Source organism: Pedobacter sp. CG_S7 (genome assembly GCF_040544395.1).
GTDB lineage: Bacteria > Bacteroidota > Bacteroidia > Sphingobacteriales > Sphingobacteriaceae > Pedobacter.
Genome location: NZ_JBEONS010000016.1, coordinates 48,109 through 62,995, shown reverse-complemented (window position 1 = coordinate 62,995; position 14,887 = coordinate 48,109). Strand labels below are relative to the sequence as shown.

General features: G+C 36.8%; 15 protein-coding genes. 7 read left to right on the top strand and 8 right to left on the bottom strand.

Going from position 1 to position 14,887, the window contains the following annotated elements; all coding sequences use genetic code 11:
• Positions 1 to 210 precede the first annotated feature (210 nt).
• The 6 genes from AAKU52_RS10330 to AAKU52_RS10305 are packed head-to-tail and all read left to right on the top strand — an operon-like array spanning position 211 to position 4,904.
• On the top strand, positions 211 to 1,110 hold the full coding sequence (locus AAKU52_RS10330) for a MerR family transcriptional regulator (protein ID WP_354333055.1): 900 nt from the start codon (positions 211 to 213) through the stop codon (positions 1,108 to 1,110).
• Positions 1,107 to 2,618 carry a bifunctional phytoene desaturase/3,4-desaturase gene (gene crtID, locus AAKU52_RS10325; RefSeq protein ID WP_354333052.1) on the top strand — a complete coding sequence of 504 codons (1,512 nt, stop codon included), beginning with the start codon at positions 1,107 to 1,109 and terminating at the stop codon, positions 2,616 to 2,618. Before AAKU52_RS10330 ends, crtID begins: the two co-directional genes overlap by 4 nt.
• The gene (locus AAKU52_RS10320) at positions 2,602 to 3,438 is read left to right on the top strand and encodes a phytoene/squalene synthase family protein (RefSeq protein ID WP_354333050.1); all 837 of its coding nucleotides are present in this window, start codon (positions 2,602 to 2,604) and stop codon (positions 3,436 to 3,438) included. The genes crtID and AAKU52_RS10320 overlap by 17 nt, the downstream gene beginning before the upstream one ends.
• Positions 3,435 to 3,950 (top strand): hypothetical protein, encoded by a 516-nt coding sequence (locus tag AAKU52_RS10315; RefSeq protein WP_354333047.1) that lies wholly within the window; start codon positions 3,435 to 3,437, stop codon positions 3,948 to 3,950. The genes AAKU52_RS10320 and AAKU52_RS10315 overlap by 4 nt, the downstream gene beginning before the upstream one ends.
• On the top strand, positions 3,935 to 4,471 hold the full coding sequence (gene idi / locus AAKU52_RS10310) for an isopentenyl-diphosphate Delta-isomerase (protein ID WP_354333045.1): 537 nt from the start codon (positions 3,935 to 3,937) through the stop codon (positions 4,469 to 4,471). The genes AAKU52_RS10315 and idi overlap by 16 nt, the downstream gene beginning before the upstream one ends.
• On the top strand, positions 4,452 to 4,904 hold the full coding sequence (locus AAKU52_RS10305; RefSeq protein ID WP_354333043.1) for a sterol desaturase family protein: 453 nt from the start codon (positions 4,452 to 4,454) through the stop codon (positions 4,902 to 4,904). Before idi ends, AAKU52_RS10305 begins: the two co-directional genes overlap by 20 nt.
• Here the strand turns inward: AAKU52_RS10305 and AAKU52_RS10300 are convergent.
• The 5 genes from AAKU52_RS10300 to AAKU52_RS10280 are packed head-to-tail and all read right to left on the bottom strand — an operon-like array spanning position 4,901 to position 10,587.
• Positions 4,901 to 5,890, bottom strand: a complete 990-nt coding sequence (locus AAKU52_RS10300) for a 2-hydroxyacid dehydrogenase (protein WP_354333041.1) — start codon at positions 5,888 to 5,890, stop codon at positions 4,901 to 4,903. The genes AAKU52_RS10305 and AAKU52_RS10300 overlap by 4 nt on opposite strands.
• 28 nt (positions 5,891 to 5,918) lie before the next feature.
• Entirely contained in the window at positions 5,919 to 6,128 is a 210-nt protein-coding gene (locus AAKU52_RS10295) for a zinc ribbon domain-containing protein YjdM (RefSeq protein WP_339589974.1), read from the bottom strand.
• 58 nt (positions 6,129 to 6,186) lie between these two features.
• The gene (locus tag AAKU52_RS10290; RefSeq protein WP_354333039.1) at positions 6,187 to 7,107 is read right to left on the bottom strand and encodes an EamA family transporter; all 921 of its coding nucleotides are present in this window, start codon (positions 7,105 to 7,107) and stop codon (positions 6,187 to 6,189) included.
• The gene (locus AAKU52_RS10285; protein WP_354333037.1) at positions 7,107 to 8,867 is read right to left on the bottom strand and encodes an ABC transporter ATP-binding protein; all 1,761 of its coding nucleotides are present in this window, start codon (positions 8,865 to 8,867) and stop codon (positions 7,107 to 7,109) included. The genes AAKU52_RS10290 and AAKU52_RS10285 overlap by 1 nt, the downstream gene beginning before the upstream one ends.
• Positions 8,851 to 10,587 (bottom strand): ABC transporter ATP-binding protein, encoded by a 1,737-nt coding sequence (locus AAKU52_RS10280; protein WP_354333035.1) that lies wholly within the window; start codon positions 10,585 to 10,587, stop codon positions 8,851 to 8,853. Before AAKU52_RS10280 ends, AAKU52_RS10285 begins: the two co-directional genes overlap by 17 nt.
• A 206-nt stretch (positions 10,588 to 10,793) precedes the next feature.
• Here AAKU52_RS10280 and AAKU52_RS10275 point away from each other — a divergent pair, with 206 nt between their 5' ends.
• Entirely contained in the window at positions 10,794 to 11,654 is an 861-nt protein-coding gene (locus AAKU52_RS10275; protein WP_354333033.1) for a methylated-DNA--[protein]-cysteine S-methyltransferase, read from the top strand.
• Positions 11,655 to 11,659: 5 nt separating this feature from the next.
• Here AAKU52_RS10275 and AAKU52_RS10270 read toward each other — a convergent pair whose 3' ends face one another.
• The 3 genes from AAKU52_RS10270 to AAKU52_RS10260 form a co-directional block, all read right to left on the bottom strand.
• A complete protein-coding gene (locus AAKU52_RS10270; protein ID WP_354333031.1) occupies positions 11,660 to 11,854 on the bottom strand; it encodes a hypothetical protein in 195 nt (64 codons plus the stop codon).
• Between the two features lie 47 nt (positions 11,855 to 11,901).
• Positions 11,902 to 12,285: a VOC family protein gene (locus AAKU52_RS10265; protein WP_354333029.1), complete on the bottom strand. Its 384-nt coding sequence runs from the start codon at positions 12,283 to 12,285 to the stop codon at positions 11,902 to 11,904.
• Positions 12,286 to 12,374: 89 nt separating this feature from the next.
• On the bottom strand, positions 12,375 to 14,837 hold the full coding sequence (locus tag AAKU52_RS10260) for a TonB-dependent receptor domain-containing protein (RefSeq protein ID WP_354333027.1): 2,463 nt from the start codon (positions 14,835 to 14,837) through the stop codon (positions 12,375 to 12,377).
• Positions 14,838 to 14,887: the final 50 nt, after the last annotated feature.

Below are 14,887 nucleotides of genomic sequence, written 5' to 3'. Positions count from 1 at the left end.
AAGGTATGACTTTCATTGATAATGGCAACCATATTTACCCTCGTTAGCCTGCACTTGTCCAGGTTTAACGGCTATACAAAATATATTAATAGTAAGCTTAAGCTTAACGAAATTTGGATATAAAATGATTGATTTCAAGCTGTTTTAAAGAATTAAAGAACTTATTAACTATATTTGTTTAAATAAAAACAATTAAATTTAAACAACGATATGCTTTATTCCATTTCCGACCTTGAGAAATTATCAGGGATACAAGCACACACCATTAGGATTTGGGAGCAGCGCTACCAAGCTTTACAACCCTTACGTTCTGCCGGAAACACCAGGCATTATGAAGACAGTCAATTAAAGCGGTTGCTTAACATTGTAAGTCTCAGCGAGTCTGGCTTAAAAATATCACAGATTTGTGCCCTGTCAGACGAAGACATGAAGGGTTTAATTCAAAAAGATATCGAAGTTACTTCTGCTATTACGGAACAATTTGAGCCGCATATTTCACAACTTATTATAAGTGGTTTGGCTTACGATGAAGTTGCAATAGATCAGCTGCTATCAAATTGCATTAAACAATATGGTTTAGCAGATACTTATAAAAAAATCATTTATCCATTATTGTTAAGACTTGGGTTATTATGGCAAAAAGACAGCATTTGCCCGGCTCAGGAACATTTTTTATCAAGCCTGATCAGGCAAAAACTATTCGCAGCAATCGACACCTTGCCACCAGCAATAAATGCTAAGGCAACCTGGCTTTTATTTCTCCCCGAGGGGGAAGAACATGACATAGGTTTATTATTTGCAAAATATTTACTAAGAAATTTTGGGGAAAAAGTTATATATTTAGGTAGCCATGTACCAATGTCTTCTTTGATAGGAGCGCTGAAAGAAAACAAGGTAGATCACCTGCTTTTTTTCATGACGCAAGCCAGACTAACCACTGATGCGCAAAAATACTTAAATAGTTTAGCAGAGCAGTTTCCGACTATCCAAATACACCTTTCTGGAAGCAGTAAATTAATTACAGACTTGAACATGCCTAAACAAGTAACCTGGTTTAAAAATATAGAAACATTAGAAAGTTTTATCCACCCTAATGAAACATCGAAATGAGCGTTCCAAAAGAAAAATTAAATGTTGCTGTAATAGGCTCTGGCTTTGCAGGGTTAAGTACGGCAGCGTACTTAGCTAAAAATGGCTTTCAGGTAGAAATATTTGAAAAAAACCTTCAAGTTGGTGGCAGGGCCCGTCAGTTGGAAACGAATGGATATGTTTTTGACATGGGTCCCAGCTGGTACTGGATGCCAGATGTATTTGAAAAATTCTTTCATGATTTTGGTTATAAAGCCAGCGATTTCTATGAGTTAACACGTCTGGATCCTTCCTTTTCAGTTATTTTCGACAAGAAGGAAGTGCTCCATATTCCTGATAATTACAATGACCTCTCCAATCTTTTCGAATCAATAGAAGCTGGAAGTGCCGTTAAGCTGCATGCTTTTATGGATGAAGCCGCTTTTAAATATAAAGTAGGCATGGAAAAACTGGTTTATAACCCAGGATTATCATTGATGGAGTTTGCAGACTTGGATCTGTTAAAAGGGGTTTTTAAATTACAGGTATTTACCTCCTTCAGTAAGCATGTGAGGAAGTATTTCAATAATCCAAAGCTTATTGCATTAATGGAATTTCCGGTACTCTTTTTGGGGGCTACTCCTGAGGATACCCCAGCCTTATATAGCTTAATGAATTACGCAGGCCTAAAGCTAGGCACCTGGTATCCAAAAGGTGGTTTTGGTGAAGTCATAAAGGCTATGAGAACGGTTTGTGAAAGATTAGGTGTGCGTTTTAACCTGGACGAGCCTGTACTACACATTAATATGGAAAACAATATGGTAAAAGACATAACTACGTCAAAGCAGCAGAAACCTTTCCACGCGGTGGTGGCTTCGGGCGATTACCATTACATGGAACAGCAACTTTTACAGGAACCTTATCGAAATTACAATAAGTCTTATTGGAATAGCAGAATTTTGGCACCTTCCTGCCTGATTTTCTATTTAGGCATTTCCACTGCTGTAAAACGGTTGGAACACCATAATTTGTTTTTCGATGAGGATTTGAAATTGCATGCAGCAGAGATTTATAAAGATCCTAAATGGCCTTCAAAACCCCTGTTTTATGTTTGCTGCCCTTCAAAAACAGATGATACTGTTGCCCCCGCCGGACATGAGAACCTTTTTGTTCTCATTCCTATTGCACCCGACCTAAATGATGATGAAACGATAAGAGAGCAATATTTTAACCAGGTTATGGAAAGGCTGGAAACCTATTGTAACCAAAATATTCGCGCCAGTATTGACTATAAAAAGAGTTATTGTGTAAATGATTTTATTATTGATTATCACTCCTTTAAGGGAAATGCTTATGGCCTGGCAAATACACTTTTACAAACAGCTAATTTGAAACCATCGATAAGAAATAAAAAAGTAAAGAACCTATTTTATGCCGGCCAGTTAACTGTTCCCGGACCTGGTGTTCCTCCATCCCTGATATCTGGTCATGTGGCCGCAAAACAAGTTGCTAAACACCTTAATTCTTCAGCTTATGAAAAAAATATTTGATCAGCTATCTGCAGAATGCAGCAAGATAACCACCCGTAGATACAGCACAAGTTTTTCCCTGGGAATTTATTTTTTAAGTAAAAGAATTCGAGGTCCCATTTATGCCATCTATGGCTTCGTAAGGTTTGCCGATGAAATTGTAGACAGCTTTCATGATTATGACAAAAAATACTTACTGGAAAAGTTTAAGAATGATTGTTTTGAGGCCATCGAACATGGCATCAGTTTAAATCCGGTACTTAATTCTTTTCAGAAAGTGGTTAATGATTATGCTATTGATCATAAAGTGATTCACCTTTTCCTTAAAAGTATGGAAATGGACCTGGAACCTGCTGTCTACAGTAAAGAAAAGTATGAAAGTTATATCCTGGGCTCGGCAGAGGTAGTAGGCTTAATGTGTTTAAGTGTATTTACAGAAGGTGAGCAAGCCTTTTATGATCGTTTAAAACCATTTGCTATGAAACTTGGCTCCACCTTTCAAAAGGTGAATTTCTTGAGGGATGTAAAAGCTGACTACCAAAACCTCAACAGAAATTATTTCCCTGGTGTAGACCTGGCGGATTTTTCTGACCTTCAGAAGAAAAACATCGAAGAAGAAATTGAAGAAGAGTTTAAACAAGCCTTAATTGGGATTAAATTACTTCCCTTATCTTCGAGAAGTGGCGTATATTTGTCTTACATCTATTATAAAGAATTGTTTAACAAAATTAAGCAGGTATCGGCAAACCAGATCATGGACAGGCGCATCAGAATTTCTAATGGTCACAAAATTGGACTAATGTTTGATTCTATGATTAGATACAAAATGAATGTTTTATGAAATTACTCCTCCTCATATTTACTTTTCTAATGCCTTTATCGGCTAATGATGTTGATAAAAATGCGATCATTAAAATACGCGATTTATTATTAAAGGCAGCAGATAGTAGAAAAGCCAATAAGGATTTGAAAGCTGTTTTAGCGAATTATAGCAATAGCAATACGCTCATTAACGGATATAGAGGTGCTGCTGTAATGATAGAGGCCAAACACATGTTTAACCCACTTTCAAGGTGGAATAAATTTAAACAGGGCAAAGAATTGATAGAAGATGCTATTAAAAAGGATGGTGAAAATTATGAACTGAGGTATTTACGCTTTGCTATTCAAACAACTATACCTGCAGTTTTAGGCTATTCAGAAAACATAAATACAGATAAAAAAATGTTGATCAACCAACTGGAAGGTTTAAACGATACGGATCTAAGAAAACGGGTAATTATTTATTTGCTGGCTGCAAAAGTTTGCACAACTGAAGAATTGAATAAACTGAAGCTATGGAAGAACAAGTAATACTTGTAGATCAGGAAGATCAACAAATTGGCACTATGGAGAAGATGGAGGCACACCGTTTAGGATTGTTGCACCGCGCTTTTTCTCTTTTTATTTTTAACAGTAAAGGTGAATTACTTTTACAGCAGCGTGCGTTGAATAAATACCATTCGCCAGGGCTATGGACAAATACTTGTTGCAGTCACCCGAGGCCTGGTGAAAAAACACTTGCCGCAGCACACCGAAGACTAAACGAAGAAATGGGCATGGAATGTGGATTGGAATATGGTTTCCATTTCACTTATAAAGCCTCTTTTGGTAATGCTTTAACAGAACATGAATATGACCATGTTTTTTTTGGCCTTTCTGACACGCTTCCTTTGCCTAACGCTTTAGAAGTGGTTTCTTTTAAATATGTTAATCTAGAAGCGTTAAAAAAGGATTTACAACATCACCCAGATAATTACAGTGCCTGGTTAAATATTTGTTTTAATAAAATGGTTGAATTTAAAGATAAAGTATATGGATTCATGGATAATTAATGTTCTAGTGGTTGTGGCAACATTCATTTCAATGGAAGCTGTAGCCTGGCTTACCCATAAATACCTCATGCATGGGTTTTTTTGGTTCCTTCACGATGATCATCATAAAAAAGACCACCCTGGTTTTTTTGAGCGTAATGATTTTTTCTTTTTAATCTTCGCTATTCCGGGCATCATTTGCCTTGCCTTAGGAACAATTTATGGTGTTTCACTTGCTTTATATATAGGAATAGGCATTACAACTTATGGCGCGGCTTATTTTTTTATACATGATATCTTTATCCACCAGCGCTTTAAAGTTTTGCGCAATACCGAGAATCGTTACCTTAAAGCTTTGCGGAGGGCTCATAAAATGCACCATAAACATGTAAACAAAGACCCTGGGGAGTGTTTTGGAATGTTATGGGTGCCGTTGAAGTATTTTAAATCTTAATGGAGGATACTATTACTGGAAGGAAGTCCTGCTGAAATATCTTGCAAGTTTTTTAAGGTGATTTCGGCAATTTCTGTTAAAGCCTCCTGCGTTAAAAATGCCTGATGAGCAGTGATCAATACATTCGGAAAACTCAGTAACCTTAAGATTTGATCGTCTGGAATTAAACTTTCAGATAAGTCACGAAAGAAAAGGTTTTCTTCCTGTTCATACACATCAATACCTAAATAACCGACCTTTTCACTTTTCAACGCATCAATCACGTCAGAGGTATTAACTACTGCACCACGACTGGTATTAATCAACATGACCCCAACTTTCATCTTGTCGAGCGCATATTTATTGATGAGGTGTTTAGTACTTGCATTTAAAGGGCAATGTATAGAGATGACATCACTGTTTTCAAACAAATTATCCTTACTAACCAATGAGATATAATCAGGCACATTGACTTCAAAAGGATCAAAAGCGATAGTTTTACAACCAAAGCCATGCATAATGCTGGCGAAGGCTAAGCCTATTTTACCTAAGCCAATAATGCCTACTGTTTTACCATGCAGGTTAAAACCTGTTAAACGTTTCAGAGAAAAGTTTCCTTCCCTGATGCGGTTATAGGCTTTATGTGTTTTACGGTTTAAGGTCAGGATTAGAGCAACAGCATGTTCTGCGACAGCTTCAGGAGAATACGCAGGAACACGAAGGATGTTCATTTGAAGCTTTTTTGCTGCATTCAAATCAACCTGGTTAAATCCTGCACAGCGAAGAACGATATTATGGATACCCATTTTCACTAATTTCTCCATTGTTGCTGCATCCGCCTTATCGTTAACGAATATACAAACAGCATCACATCCTTCGGCTAATACGGAAGTTTTCGCATCCAAAGAAGCTTCAAAATAAACCAGTTCGTAACCAAAATTAACGTTTACTTTATCAAAATAAATCTTATCATAAGATTGTGTACTGTAGAAGGCAACTTTAATCATATTTTAGTTATGAACTGGGAAATATTTATTACTGTTTCTTTAGGAATTCCGTTCTTAAAACGATGCTCATTCCGTCAACTTTACAATCCACTTCTTCAGGATCATCTGTTAATCGAATTCTTTTAACTACAGCTCCTTTTTTAACACTCACTGATGAGCCTTTAACTTTTAACGTTTTCATCACTACTACTGAATCCCCATCGGCAAGCAGGTTACCATTTGCATCTTTCACTTCCATCACAATTCTTAAATATAAAAAAAATTAATATTAAATAGATTCCTGCAAATATAAATATTTATTCATGTTTGCTCCTCTTTTTTGAATTTAACAAGCCTAAAATAACTCCCCAGTTAAAAATAACTATGGCAATGAGTAATAAACCATAGGCCAGTAATTGGTTGAGGTGAAAGTGTTCATCAAAATAAAAAAAGGCAACCAAAAAAGCAATAATAGGGTTAATATACATGATAATACCAAGAGTAGACGATGGCAGCTCAATTAATGCATATAAATTTAAAAAGAGCGGCACCAGCGTAAACACTAGGGCAATAATAAAAATAGTAATCCAAAATAAAGGAGCTATAGGGAAAGCCTCATTAGCTACAAAAAAATAAGGAAGCATAATTAAAGCCGAAATAGCCAGGTTTATCGCCAGCATATTTAACTTGTCAACCTGAGTAATAAACCTTTGAATGATGAGGTAAAACGCATAAACGGATGCAATGCCTATAGACCAAAGTACTTCTTTAACAGAACCGGTAGCCAGCAGAAGAATACTCACAAGAGCAATACCTAAGCCAATAAGCTTTAAGAGAGTTAGATGTTCCTTCAAAATAAAAAAACCACCAAATGCGGTAATGAGTGGACAAACCATATAGGCAAATGCCGCAGAAGTCAAACTGACATGGTTTACCGCATAAATAAAGGTAAACCAGTTGCTCATCAATAATATGGAAGACAATACGATTAGTCCGCTTAATTTAAGTCTTTCCTTTTTGGGCGTATTTTTGAAAAACGTTATATCTTTTTTTAATTTCGATCTGCCACCGATAAGTATAAAAAGCGCAATAACGATTAATGCAGTAAAAATGCGGTATTGAAGAATCTGAAGAGAGGAGTAGTCCTTAAGTAATTTCAAAGGAATGGCAAAAGCCCCCCAAACTACAAAAGCTATTACTCCTGCAATATAATATTTAAACGCACCTAATTTTATCATTAACTTATTCTTTTACCATCTAAAAGCATATCCATAGCATGACTCAGCGTACCTGCTTTCACGACCTCACCAGAGTTAACAAAAAATATCTCATCTGCATTTTCAATCGTATTTAAGCGGTGCGCAATAATAACTAAGGTAGTTTCTTCAGGGAGTTTCTTTAAAATATTACTCAGCAACTGTTCTGTTATGGTATCAATATTTGCCGTTGCCTCATCCAAAATCAGGACTTCTGGTTTACGCAATACCGCTCTCATAAAAGCAATAAGTTGTTTCTGGCCCAGACTAATGCTGTCAGAATTAGAAACGACAGGAGTTTCCAGGCCCTCATCAAATATAGCAAGCAATTCACCGAGCTCAGCTTCGCGGATTACAACTTCCAGCTGTTCATTGGAATAATCCTTATAAAGCGGGTTTCCATATAAAATATTCTCCTTTACGGTGCCAGTAAAAAGGAAAGGTTCCTGCAAAATAAAACCAATCTTATTTGTCCTTTCTTCACCAGTAAAGGAACGAATATCTCTGCCATGGAGTAAAACCTTCCCTTTTGAAGGGTCGTATAAGCGGGCAATCAAAGAAGCTGTGGTTGTTTTACCGCCTCCTGTTGGTCCAATTAAAGCATAAGTCTTTCCTTTTTCCAGCTTAAAATTAATATGGTGCAAAATTTCCTGCCCTCCGGCATAAGCAAAATGAACATCTCGAAACTCTAATAAAGCAGCATTCGGTTCCGCGGCCTCAGCTTTTACATTCGCAAGGTCATTCTCCATAGAAAGGATTTGCGAAATCCTGTCCCAGCCCGCCATGGCTACCTGGAAATTTGCCCATAATGCAGCCAGCTGTCTTAATGGATTATAAAAGTTGGTTGCATAAGAAAGGTAACTGACCAATAAACCAATGGTAAATTCGCCTGTAGAAATAAGATAAATCCCATAAAGAAGGACAATTAATTGTGCGAAACTTGAAAGCAGGCCATAAAAAGGTGTAAAAATATTATTCGCCAAACCTGCACCGATAGCGGTTTTATAATTCTGTTGATTAACCTCATCAAATTTTTTCCGGAAATAATCTCTTCTATTAAAAGCAATAATCACTTTAAAGTTAGAAAGACTTTCCTGAATCTCTGCACTCAGGCTTCCAGTACTTTTCATATTGACAGCATTTTTACGCTTCACCCATGGTGATAAAATAGCTGTAATTAAGAGAATAACCAATGCGGGAGAAAGAGTTGCTGCACCGAGTTTGAAGTTAATGACCAACAAGAAAATTCCAGCGCCAATCATGGTCACGATGCTACCAATAAACTGCATTAAGGACTGGGAAAAAAACTGATTCAATTTATCGGTATCATTGTTGACCCTTGAAATTAAATCACCAGCTTTATTCTGGTTAAAAAAACCAACAGGTAACTCCTGTAATTTATTAAAAATGGTATTTCTAAGGGTATACAACATGCGTTGTCCTACCCCACCCATTAATTTCGTTTGCAGGTAACCCGTTACCAAGGTAACTAAATACATCACAAACAATATTCCAGTAAACAACAATACACCTTGGTATTGCCCGGTGCGCACATAAGCATCAATAGTATGTCCAATTAAAAAAGGTCCTAATAAAAGCAATCCTGAATTAATTAAAATAGCTACCAACCCTTTCAATAGATTATTGCGTTCGTTACTGATCAGTTGAAGAAGTTTTTTGAGGGCCATTAACGTCGACTTCTTTTCTTCCTTTACTGCCGACTGATTAAGATTGTAATTCATAATTGCTTGTACTCTGTTGTGAAGTAAAGATTTGAACATATTCAGGACTATTTTTCAAAAGTTCCGCATGTGTTCCTTCGGCAATAATTTCGCCCTGCATTAATAAAACCACTTTGTCGTAATGCGTTACGGCAGCAATTTTCTGAGTCACAGAAAGCAAGGTTAATCCCGGATAGTTGCGCTGAACATTATCCAATATCCTTTGCTCTGTTTGGCTATCAACCCTTGCCGTAAAATCATCCAGCAATAAGATCTTTGGATTCAAAGCTAAAGCCCTCGCAAGCATAATCCTTTGTTTTTGTCCGCCAGAAAGACTAGAACCCCGTTCAGAAACAATGGTATTTAACTGCTCTGGCAGTGCACCTACAAAGTCTTTCAATTCTGCTGTTTCAATGGCCTTCTGCAAAGATTCGTCTGTAACGGTATCACTAAAAGCAATGTTTTCGCGGATACTGAGGTTAAATATAATGCTATCCTGAAAAACGAAACCTACCTGACTATGAAAAGCTTCCTGATTAAATTCATTGATGGGGTGACCATCAAATAAAACTTCACCAGAAGCAGGGGTAATTAAACCGGTTAGCATATACAACAGTTGTGTTTTTCCAGCAGCTGTGGGCCCAATAAATGCGGTTTTTGAACCTGCTTTCAAAGAAAAGGAGATGTGCTTTAATGCAGGTTTTTGTCCGTAAAATAAGGAGACATCCTTCATTTCAATAGCACCTTTTAAGCTATTTGTGAGGCTACCACTTTCCGTAATCGCTGCTGTATGGAGCACGGTTTCTATACGCTGGTAAGAAGCACTGGCCTGAGCGATGACGTTACTCATAAAACCTATAACAAGAATTGGAAAAATCAATAAGGCCAGGTAACTGTTAAAGGCAGCAAACTCTCCTAGGGTCATCGTTCCCTGGATCACAAAATGGCCACCCAAAGCCAAAATAGATAAACCTGCCATGTTGGAAACAAAAATTATTACTGGAATTAATCCCGCAAAGAGCCTAAGAATGGCTAATCCCAAATCTCTGGCTTCTGCATTTGCTGATAAAAACTTTTGATATTCCAGCTGCTGAGAATTGATAACCCGTATGATCGAAGAGCCCAGTACACTCTCATTAATCACTTTATTTAACCAATCTATCACTTCCCTGCTCTTTTTAAACAGCACCTTAACTTTTTTGAGTACCATGTAAAAAGTAACCCCAATAATTGGGATAATAGAGATAATCAACAAGGCCAGTTTCCAGTTGATCATTAACAGCAAGATACTTGATCCAAAGATGAGAAATATAGAAGAAGAAATAGATACGATTGCCTGAGAAACAAAAAGCTTAATGGAATCCACATCTGCGGTGAGGTTAGTCAGCAATTTTGATGGGTTGGCCATTTCAATATAAGCATGGCTCTGTCTGGAAATTTGATCAGAAAGCCTTGTTCTTAAGTCTTTAGCTACCTTTTCTGAAGCATAGGTTTGCACGATGCTTTGCAAGTAAGTAAATATAAAAACTAAAATAATGGCTATAGAAAACTGCAGCAAAATAGGTTTAATTTGAAACACCCCATCTGTATAAGCATCTATTCCACCAGCAACAATTTTAGGTAGGATCAAATTGATTCCATTACTTAACAGCGCAAGAAAGATTAATAAAAAGATTAACCGCTTATAGGGTTTCAATAAACTAAAAATGCTTGCTTTTTTTTCTTTCTTTTTTGTTTCCATAATTATCGCTTGGCCAAAAGCATGATTTTTTTGCTAAATTACAGTGATTTTCTGTGATCTGAGCATTTGTTTTCAATTGTACCTATTGTTTTTAATTCCTCCTCCTGCTGATGACCACGTAATGCTATCATTTATTTTTCAATTCAGCAAGTTTCGGGTTTTGCATAACGGTAACACCACTATCTTTGTATAAAACAAGCAATACCATGTACCCTACAAACAGCCAGAGCCAAGATTCAATTAATTACCAGCGTATAGCCGAGGCCATCGATTATATAAAGGTAAATTTTAAATCGCAGCCTGATTTAAATGACGTTGCTGAAAAATTGAACCTGAGTCCATTCCATTTCCAACGACTATTTAGTGAATGGGCAGGTGTGAGTCCGAAAAAATTCCTGCAATACCTCAGCCTTGATTATGCCAAAAGCCTGCTCAAAGAACAACAGGCTACACTTTTTGATGCCGCAATGAAAACCGGTCTTTCTGGAACAAGCAGATTGCATGACCTATTTCTAACCATTGAAGGAATGACCCCTGGTGAATATAAAAATGGAGGAGCACAATTGTACATCAATTACAGTTTTGCAGACAGTCTATTTGGAAAAATTATCATTGCATCGACCCACAAAGGGATATGTTATCTTGCCTTTGTTGAGGTGGAGGAAGAAGCATTCGCCATGCTATTAAAAGCCTTCCCCAATGCCCAATACCAAAAACACGAACAGACGATGCATAAAAAGGCTATTCAGTTGTTCAATAAAGACTGCAGCGATGCAGCAGAAGTAAAATTACACCTAAAAGGAAGCCCATTTCAACTCAAGGTTTGGGAGGCCTTATTAAAAATTCCTGCAGGAAAATTAGCGACTTATGGCACTATTGCCGCCGGACTTAACAACCCTAAGGCTTGCAGAGCTGTGGGATCAGCCATTGGCAAAAACCCCATCGCTTTTATTATTCCTTGTCACAGGGTAATCCAATCTACCGGTATTATTGGTGGTTATCATTGGGGCACAACACGAAAAACAGCCATCATTGGCTGGGAAGCAGCAAAAACATTGGGGCAATAATAAATTTAAGAAGAAAGAGGCTCCCAACGCACTACATCACCCCACATATCATATATCTCGTTTTTAGAAACATAAATAGACTCATACTTAGCGTTATAAATACCTTCCTGCCAGGTTCCATAATCTTCATCAATAACAGTTTGAAATTTAACATCCTGTCCGTCTTTTGGTAGGGTATTTTTGTCAAGTCTAACTTCCATTTTACAAACTTAATGATTTTTACGCAGTCCTTTATGAGGCCAGTTCTTTAGATTAGCGCAGTGGTAAGCCACCAATTATTTCCAAAAGGATCCCTAATACCCGAAGAACGGCCATAATTTTGGTCTGAAGGCTCCATCACGCTACTTGCCCCATGCGCCAATGCCTTTTCATAAGTAGCATCACAATTATCTAAATAAACAAATAAGCCCGCATTTTGCACTCCAAAATGTTCATTTTGCTCGGCAAACATAATCACACTATCGCCAATTGTAATTTCGCCATGCATAATTTGTTGGTCATCCCGCAAGATCTTCTCTTTTTCAATTGCCGCAAAAACATCCTTGGTAAATTTTATAAACTTTTCCGCATCTTTCAAAATAAGGTAAGGCATTACGGTTTGGTAGCCTTCAGGGAGATTAAAGTATTCCATAATTGTTAAATTCTATGAATGAATGCAGTAAATTATACAACAAGATATAGCTAAACAATGTTTTATTTATGTACTCCTCAAAAAAATCATTAACCGCCCGACTTAACCCTTCTACCTTCTTCTTCAGCGCTGCTGGAACGCTGACGAGCGGCCTTTATTTGGCTACTTCCAAAACGGTAGGTACAGGTGATGCGAAATACCTGGCTTTCCCATTTTTGGTTGACCACATAATTTTGTGAGGCAAGTGCACTAGTGATCCTGCTATCACTCACATTAAAAATATCATTGGCGGCCAATTTAACATTCAATTTTTTATCCATAAAAGTTTTACTCAAACCTAGATCTATGCTGTATCGCGGATCAATCAATAAGGTGCCATAAACCTGTTTAGCTTGATAAAAACCTGACATTTCAAAATTAGTGGTCGAATTTAAAGTTATGGTTTGGTTGGTATTCAGGTTAAAAGCCAAACGTCCGCCTTCATAAGGTGCATCTAAAATTTGAGGTGTTTTAAAATTATTGTAGTAAACGGTCAGGTTGTTATTGGTATTCCACCATTTAGTTATATTTAGGGGTACACTGATATTTAAATTATATGAATCTTGCTTTGCAAGGTTCTGCTCAGATATAAAAAGAGTTTTCTTAACCGTATCTGACAATAAAACCTCGGTAATAACATCACTAGTGTGGCTATAGCCAAGTGTGGCATTAAATGTTTTTTTGTAAGCATAAGAGAGCTCAAAAGAATTGGTGTATTGCGGTTTCAAAAAAGGATTACCATATTGATAAGTGTATAAATCTACATAAGAAATAAAAGGATTTAAGGAGCTATAATTAGGACGATCAATTCTTCTGCTATAAGAAATGCCCATGTCGTGGTTTTTGGAAAGCTCCTGATTGATAAAAACACTAGGAAAAAGATTTATATAATGGCGGTTAACTACTTTCTGTTCGGTAATCGAGTTCCCTTTAGAGTTGGTCTGCTCTGCTCTTAAACCTAGCTGCACACTTGTCGATTTAAATTTTCTATTTAAATTGACATAAGCGGCGTTGATATTTTCATCATAAATAAATTGATTGCTCCTGGTCAAATCATTTTCAAAATTGTTATTGTTATGATTAAAAGTAGAAAATTGAAAACCATTGTCTGTGCTAACAATACTTGATTTTACACCCACCTCTAATTTCATCTCTTTACTAATGGGATAGGTATAATCTACCTTTCCAGACCATATTTTAACCAGCGATGGTGTTGCATTTTTAAACAGGTAAGCTAGTTTTGAAGGTTGACCATTTGCATTTAAATAGACGTTATCGAAATCATTGTCTTCCAAGCCCTTATAACGGGAGAAATCTAAATCGGCTGTAATTTCTTGTCCCAATGTATCCAATATACCTTTATAATTCAGGTTATAACTAGCACCAGTATATTTATAATTACTTAGGTTTTTGGCCACAACAGAAGAGTCAGTTAAGCCCGCACGACTTCCAATAAGTGTTAAAACAGCAGCTTCACTGTCGCCATTGCTGTTATAGCCATTAGTAGCAAATCCTATTGTATTGTTATCATTGATAAAATAATCTATACCACCTTTAAAATTACTGTTATTTCTATGCCTAATACTATGACTGGTTTGATCGAAAAAAGTTTGATTGGAAGAGGTATTATTTACCCTCATGATATCAATGTCATTGAAACTTTTATTTCGGCCATAGTCAAAGTTTCCAAAAACATTAAACTTTTTTCCGCGGTGATTTAAATTAATTCCGGCATTACCCTTTTCGTATTTGCCATAACCTGCACCAGCAAGCACAGAACCATTGGTGCCAAAACTACGGTTTTTCTTTAGTTTGATGTTGATGATCCCTGAATTACCTGCGGCATCATATTTAGCTGAAGGATTGGTTATCAATTCAATAGACTGTATAGCTGTTCCTTCTGTAGCACGAAGTAAATTAGCCAATTGATCTGCCGATAAATAGGTAGGCTTGCCATCGAGCATAACAGTAACGCCTTGCTTACCCCTTAAGCTAATTTTACCATCTTTATCTACCGTTACCCCTGGCGCTTTCTCCAGAATTTCCAAGGCCGAATTACCTGTTGCCAAGGCACTGTTCTCAATATTTAGCACTGTTTTATCAATCTGTCTTTCAATCAGCGGCCTTTGTTTTACAATCTCGACCCCCTTTAAAAGTTTGGCATCCTGCGTTAATTGAACATTGCCAATTGCATGGACTTTCTTTACGCCGTTTATTTCAAAAGGCCCTTTAAGTACTTTTTTATACCCTACTACATATATGGAAATCAAGTAATTACCCGTTTTAACATCCTTAAATTCATAAACACCGTTATCTTTACTCAAAGTGCCTTTAACAGCTGTAGAATCTTTGGCATTCAATAAACCAATGGTGGCATAAGGAAATTCTTTTTGTGCTTCATCTAGTACTTTACCAAATATTTCGCCTGTAGCAATGCTTGTTTGAGCCTTAACAAAGTTCATTGTCATTAAAAAGCTGCCTATTGCTAGAAAGAGGATTTTTATTGTTTTCATTTTACTTTTGACATAAGTATTCCAAGTACGCTTAAATGCGTATTTTTGAA

Excerpts from the sequence above, each read along its gene's own strand:
- AAKU52_RS10320 (WP_354333050.1), top strand. The coding sequence starts at position 2,602 with ATGAAAAAAATATTTGATCAGCTATCTGCAGAATGCAGCAAGATAACC.
- AAKU52_RS10300 (WP_354333041.1), bottom strand. The coding sequence starts at position 5,890 with ATGATTAAAGTTGCCTTCTACAGTACACAATCTTATGATAAGATTTAT.
- AAKU52_RS10265 (WP_354333029.1), bottom strand. The coding sequence starts at position 12,285 with ATGGAATACTTTAATCTCCCTGAAGGCTACCAAACCGTAATGCCTTAC.
- AAKU52_RS10330 (WP_354333055.1), top strand. The coding sequence starts at position 211 with ATGCTTTATTCCATTTCCGACCTTGAGAAATTATCAGGGATACAAGCA.
- AAKU52_RS10285 (WP_354333037.1), bottom strand. The coding sequence starts at position 8,867 with ATGAATTACAATCTTAATCAGTCGGCAGTAAAGGAAGAAAAGAAGTCG.
- AAKU52_RS10275 (WP_354333033.1), top strand. The coding sequence starts at position 10,794 with ATGTACCCTACAAACAGCCAGAGCCAAGATTCAATTAATTACCAGCGT.
- AAKU52_RS10280 (WP_354333035.1), bottom strand. The coding sequence starts at position 10,587 with ATGGAAACAAAAAAGAAAGAAAAAAAAGCAAGCATTTTTAGTTTATTG.
- idi (WP_354333045.1), top strand. The coding sequence starts at position 3,935 with ATGGAAGAACAAGTAATACTTGTAGATCAGGAAGATCAACAAATTGGC.
- AAKU52_RS10260 (WP_354333027.1), bottom strand. The coding sequence starts at position 14,837 with ATGAAAACAATAAAAATCCTCTTTCTAGCAATAGGCAGCTTTTTAATG.
- crtID (WP_354333052.1), top strand. The coding sequence starts at position 1,107 with ATGAGCGTTCCAAAAGAAAAATTAAATGTTGCTGTAATAGGCTCTGGC.
- AAKU52_RS10270 (WP_354333031.1), bottom strand. The coding sequence starts at position 11,854 with ATGGAAGTTAGACTTGACAAAAATACCCTACCAAAAGACGGACAGGAT.
- AAKU52_RS10305 (WP_354333043.1), top strand. The coding sequence starts at position 4,452 with ATGGATTCATGGATAATTAATGTTCTAGTGGTTGTGGCAACATTCATT.
- AAKU52_RS10295 (WP_339589974.1), bottom strand. The coding sequence starts at position 6,128 with ATGGAAGTGAAAGATGCAAATGGTAACCTGCTTGCCGATGGGGATTCA.
- AAKU52_RS10315 (WP_354333047.1), top strand. The coding sequence starts at position 3,435 with ATGAAATTACTCCTCCTCATATTTACTTTTCTAATGCCTTTATCGGCT.
- AAKU52_RS10290 (WP_354333039.1), bottom strand. The coding sequence starts at position 7,107 with ATGATAAAATTAGGTGCGTTTAAATATTATATTGCAGGAGTAATAGCT.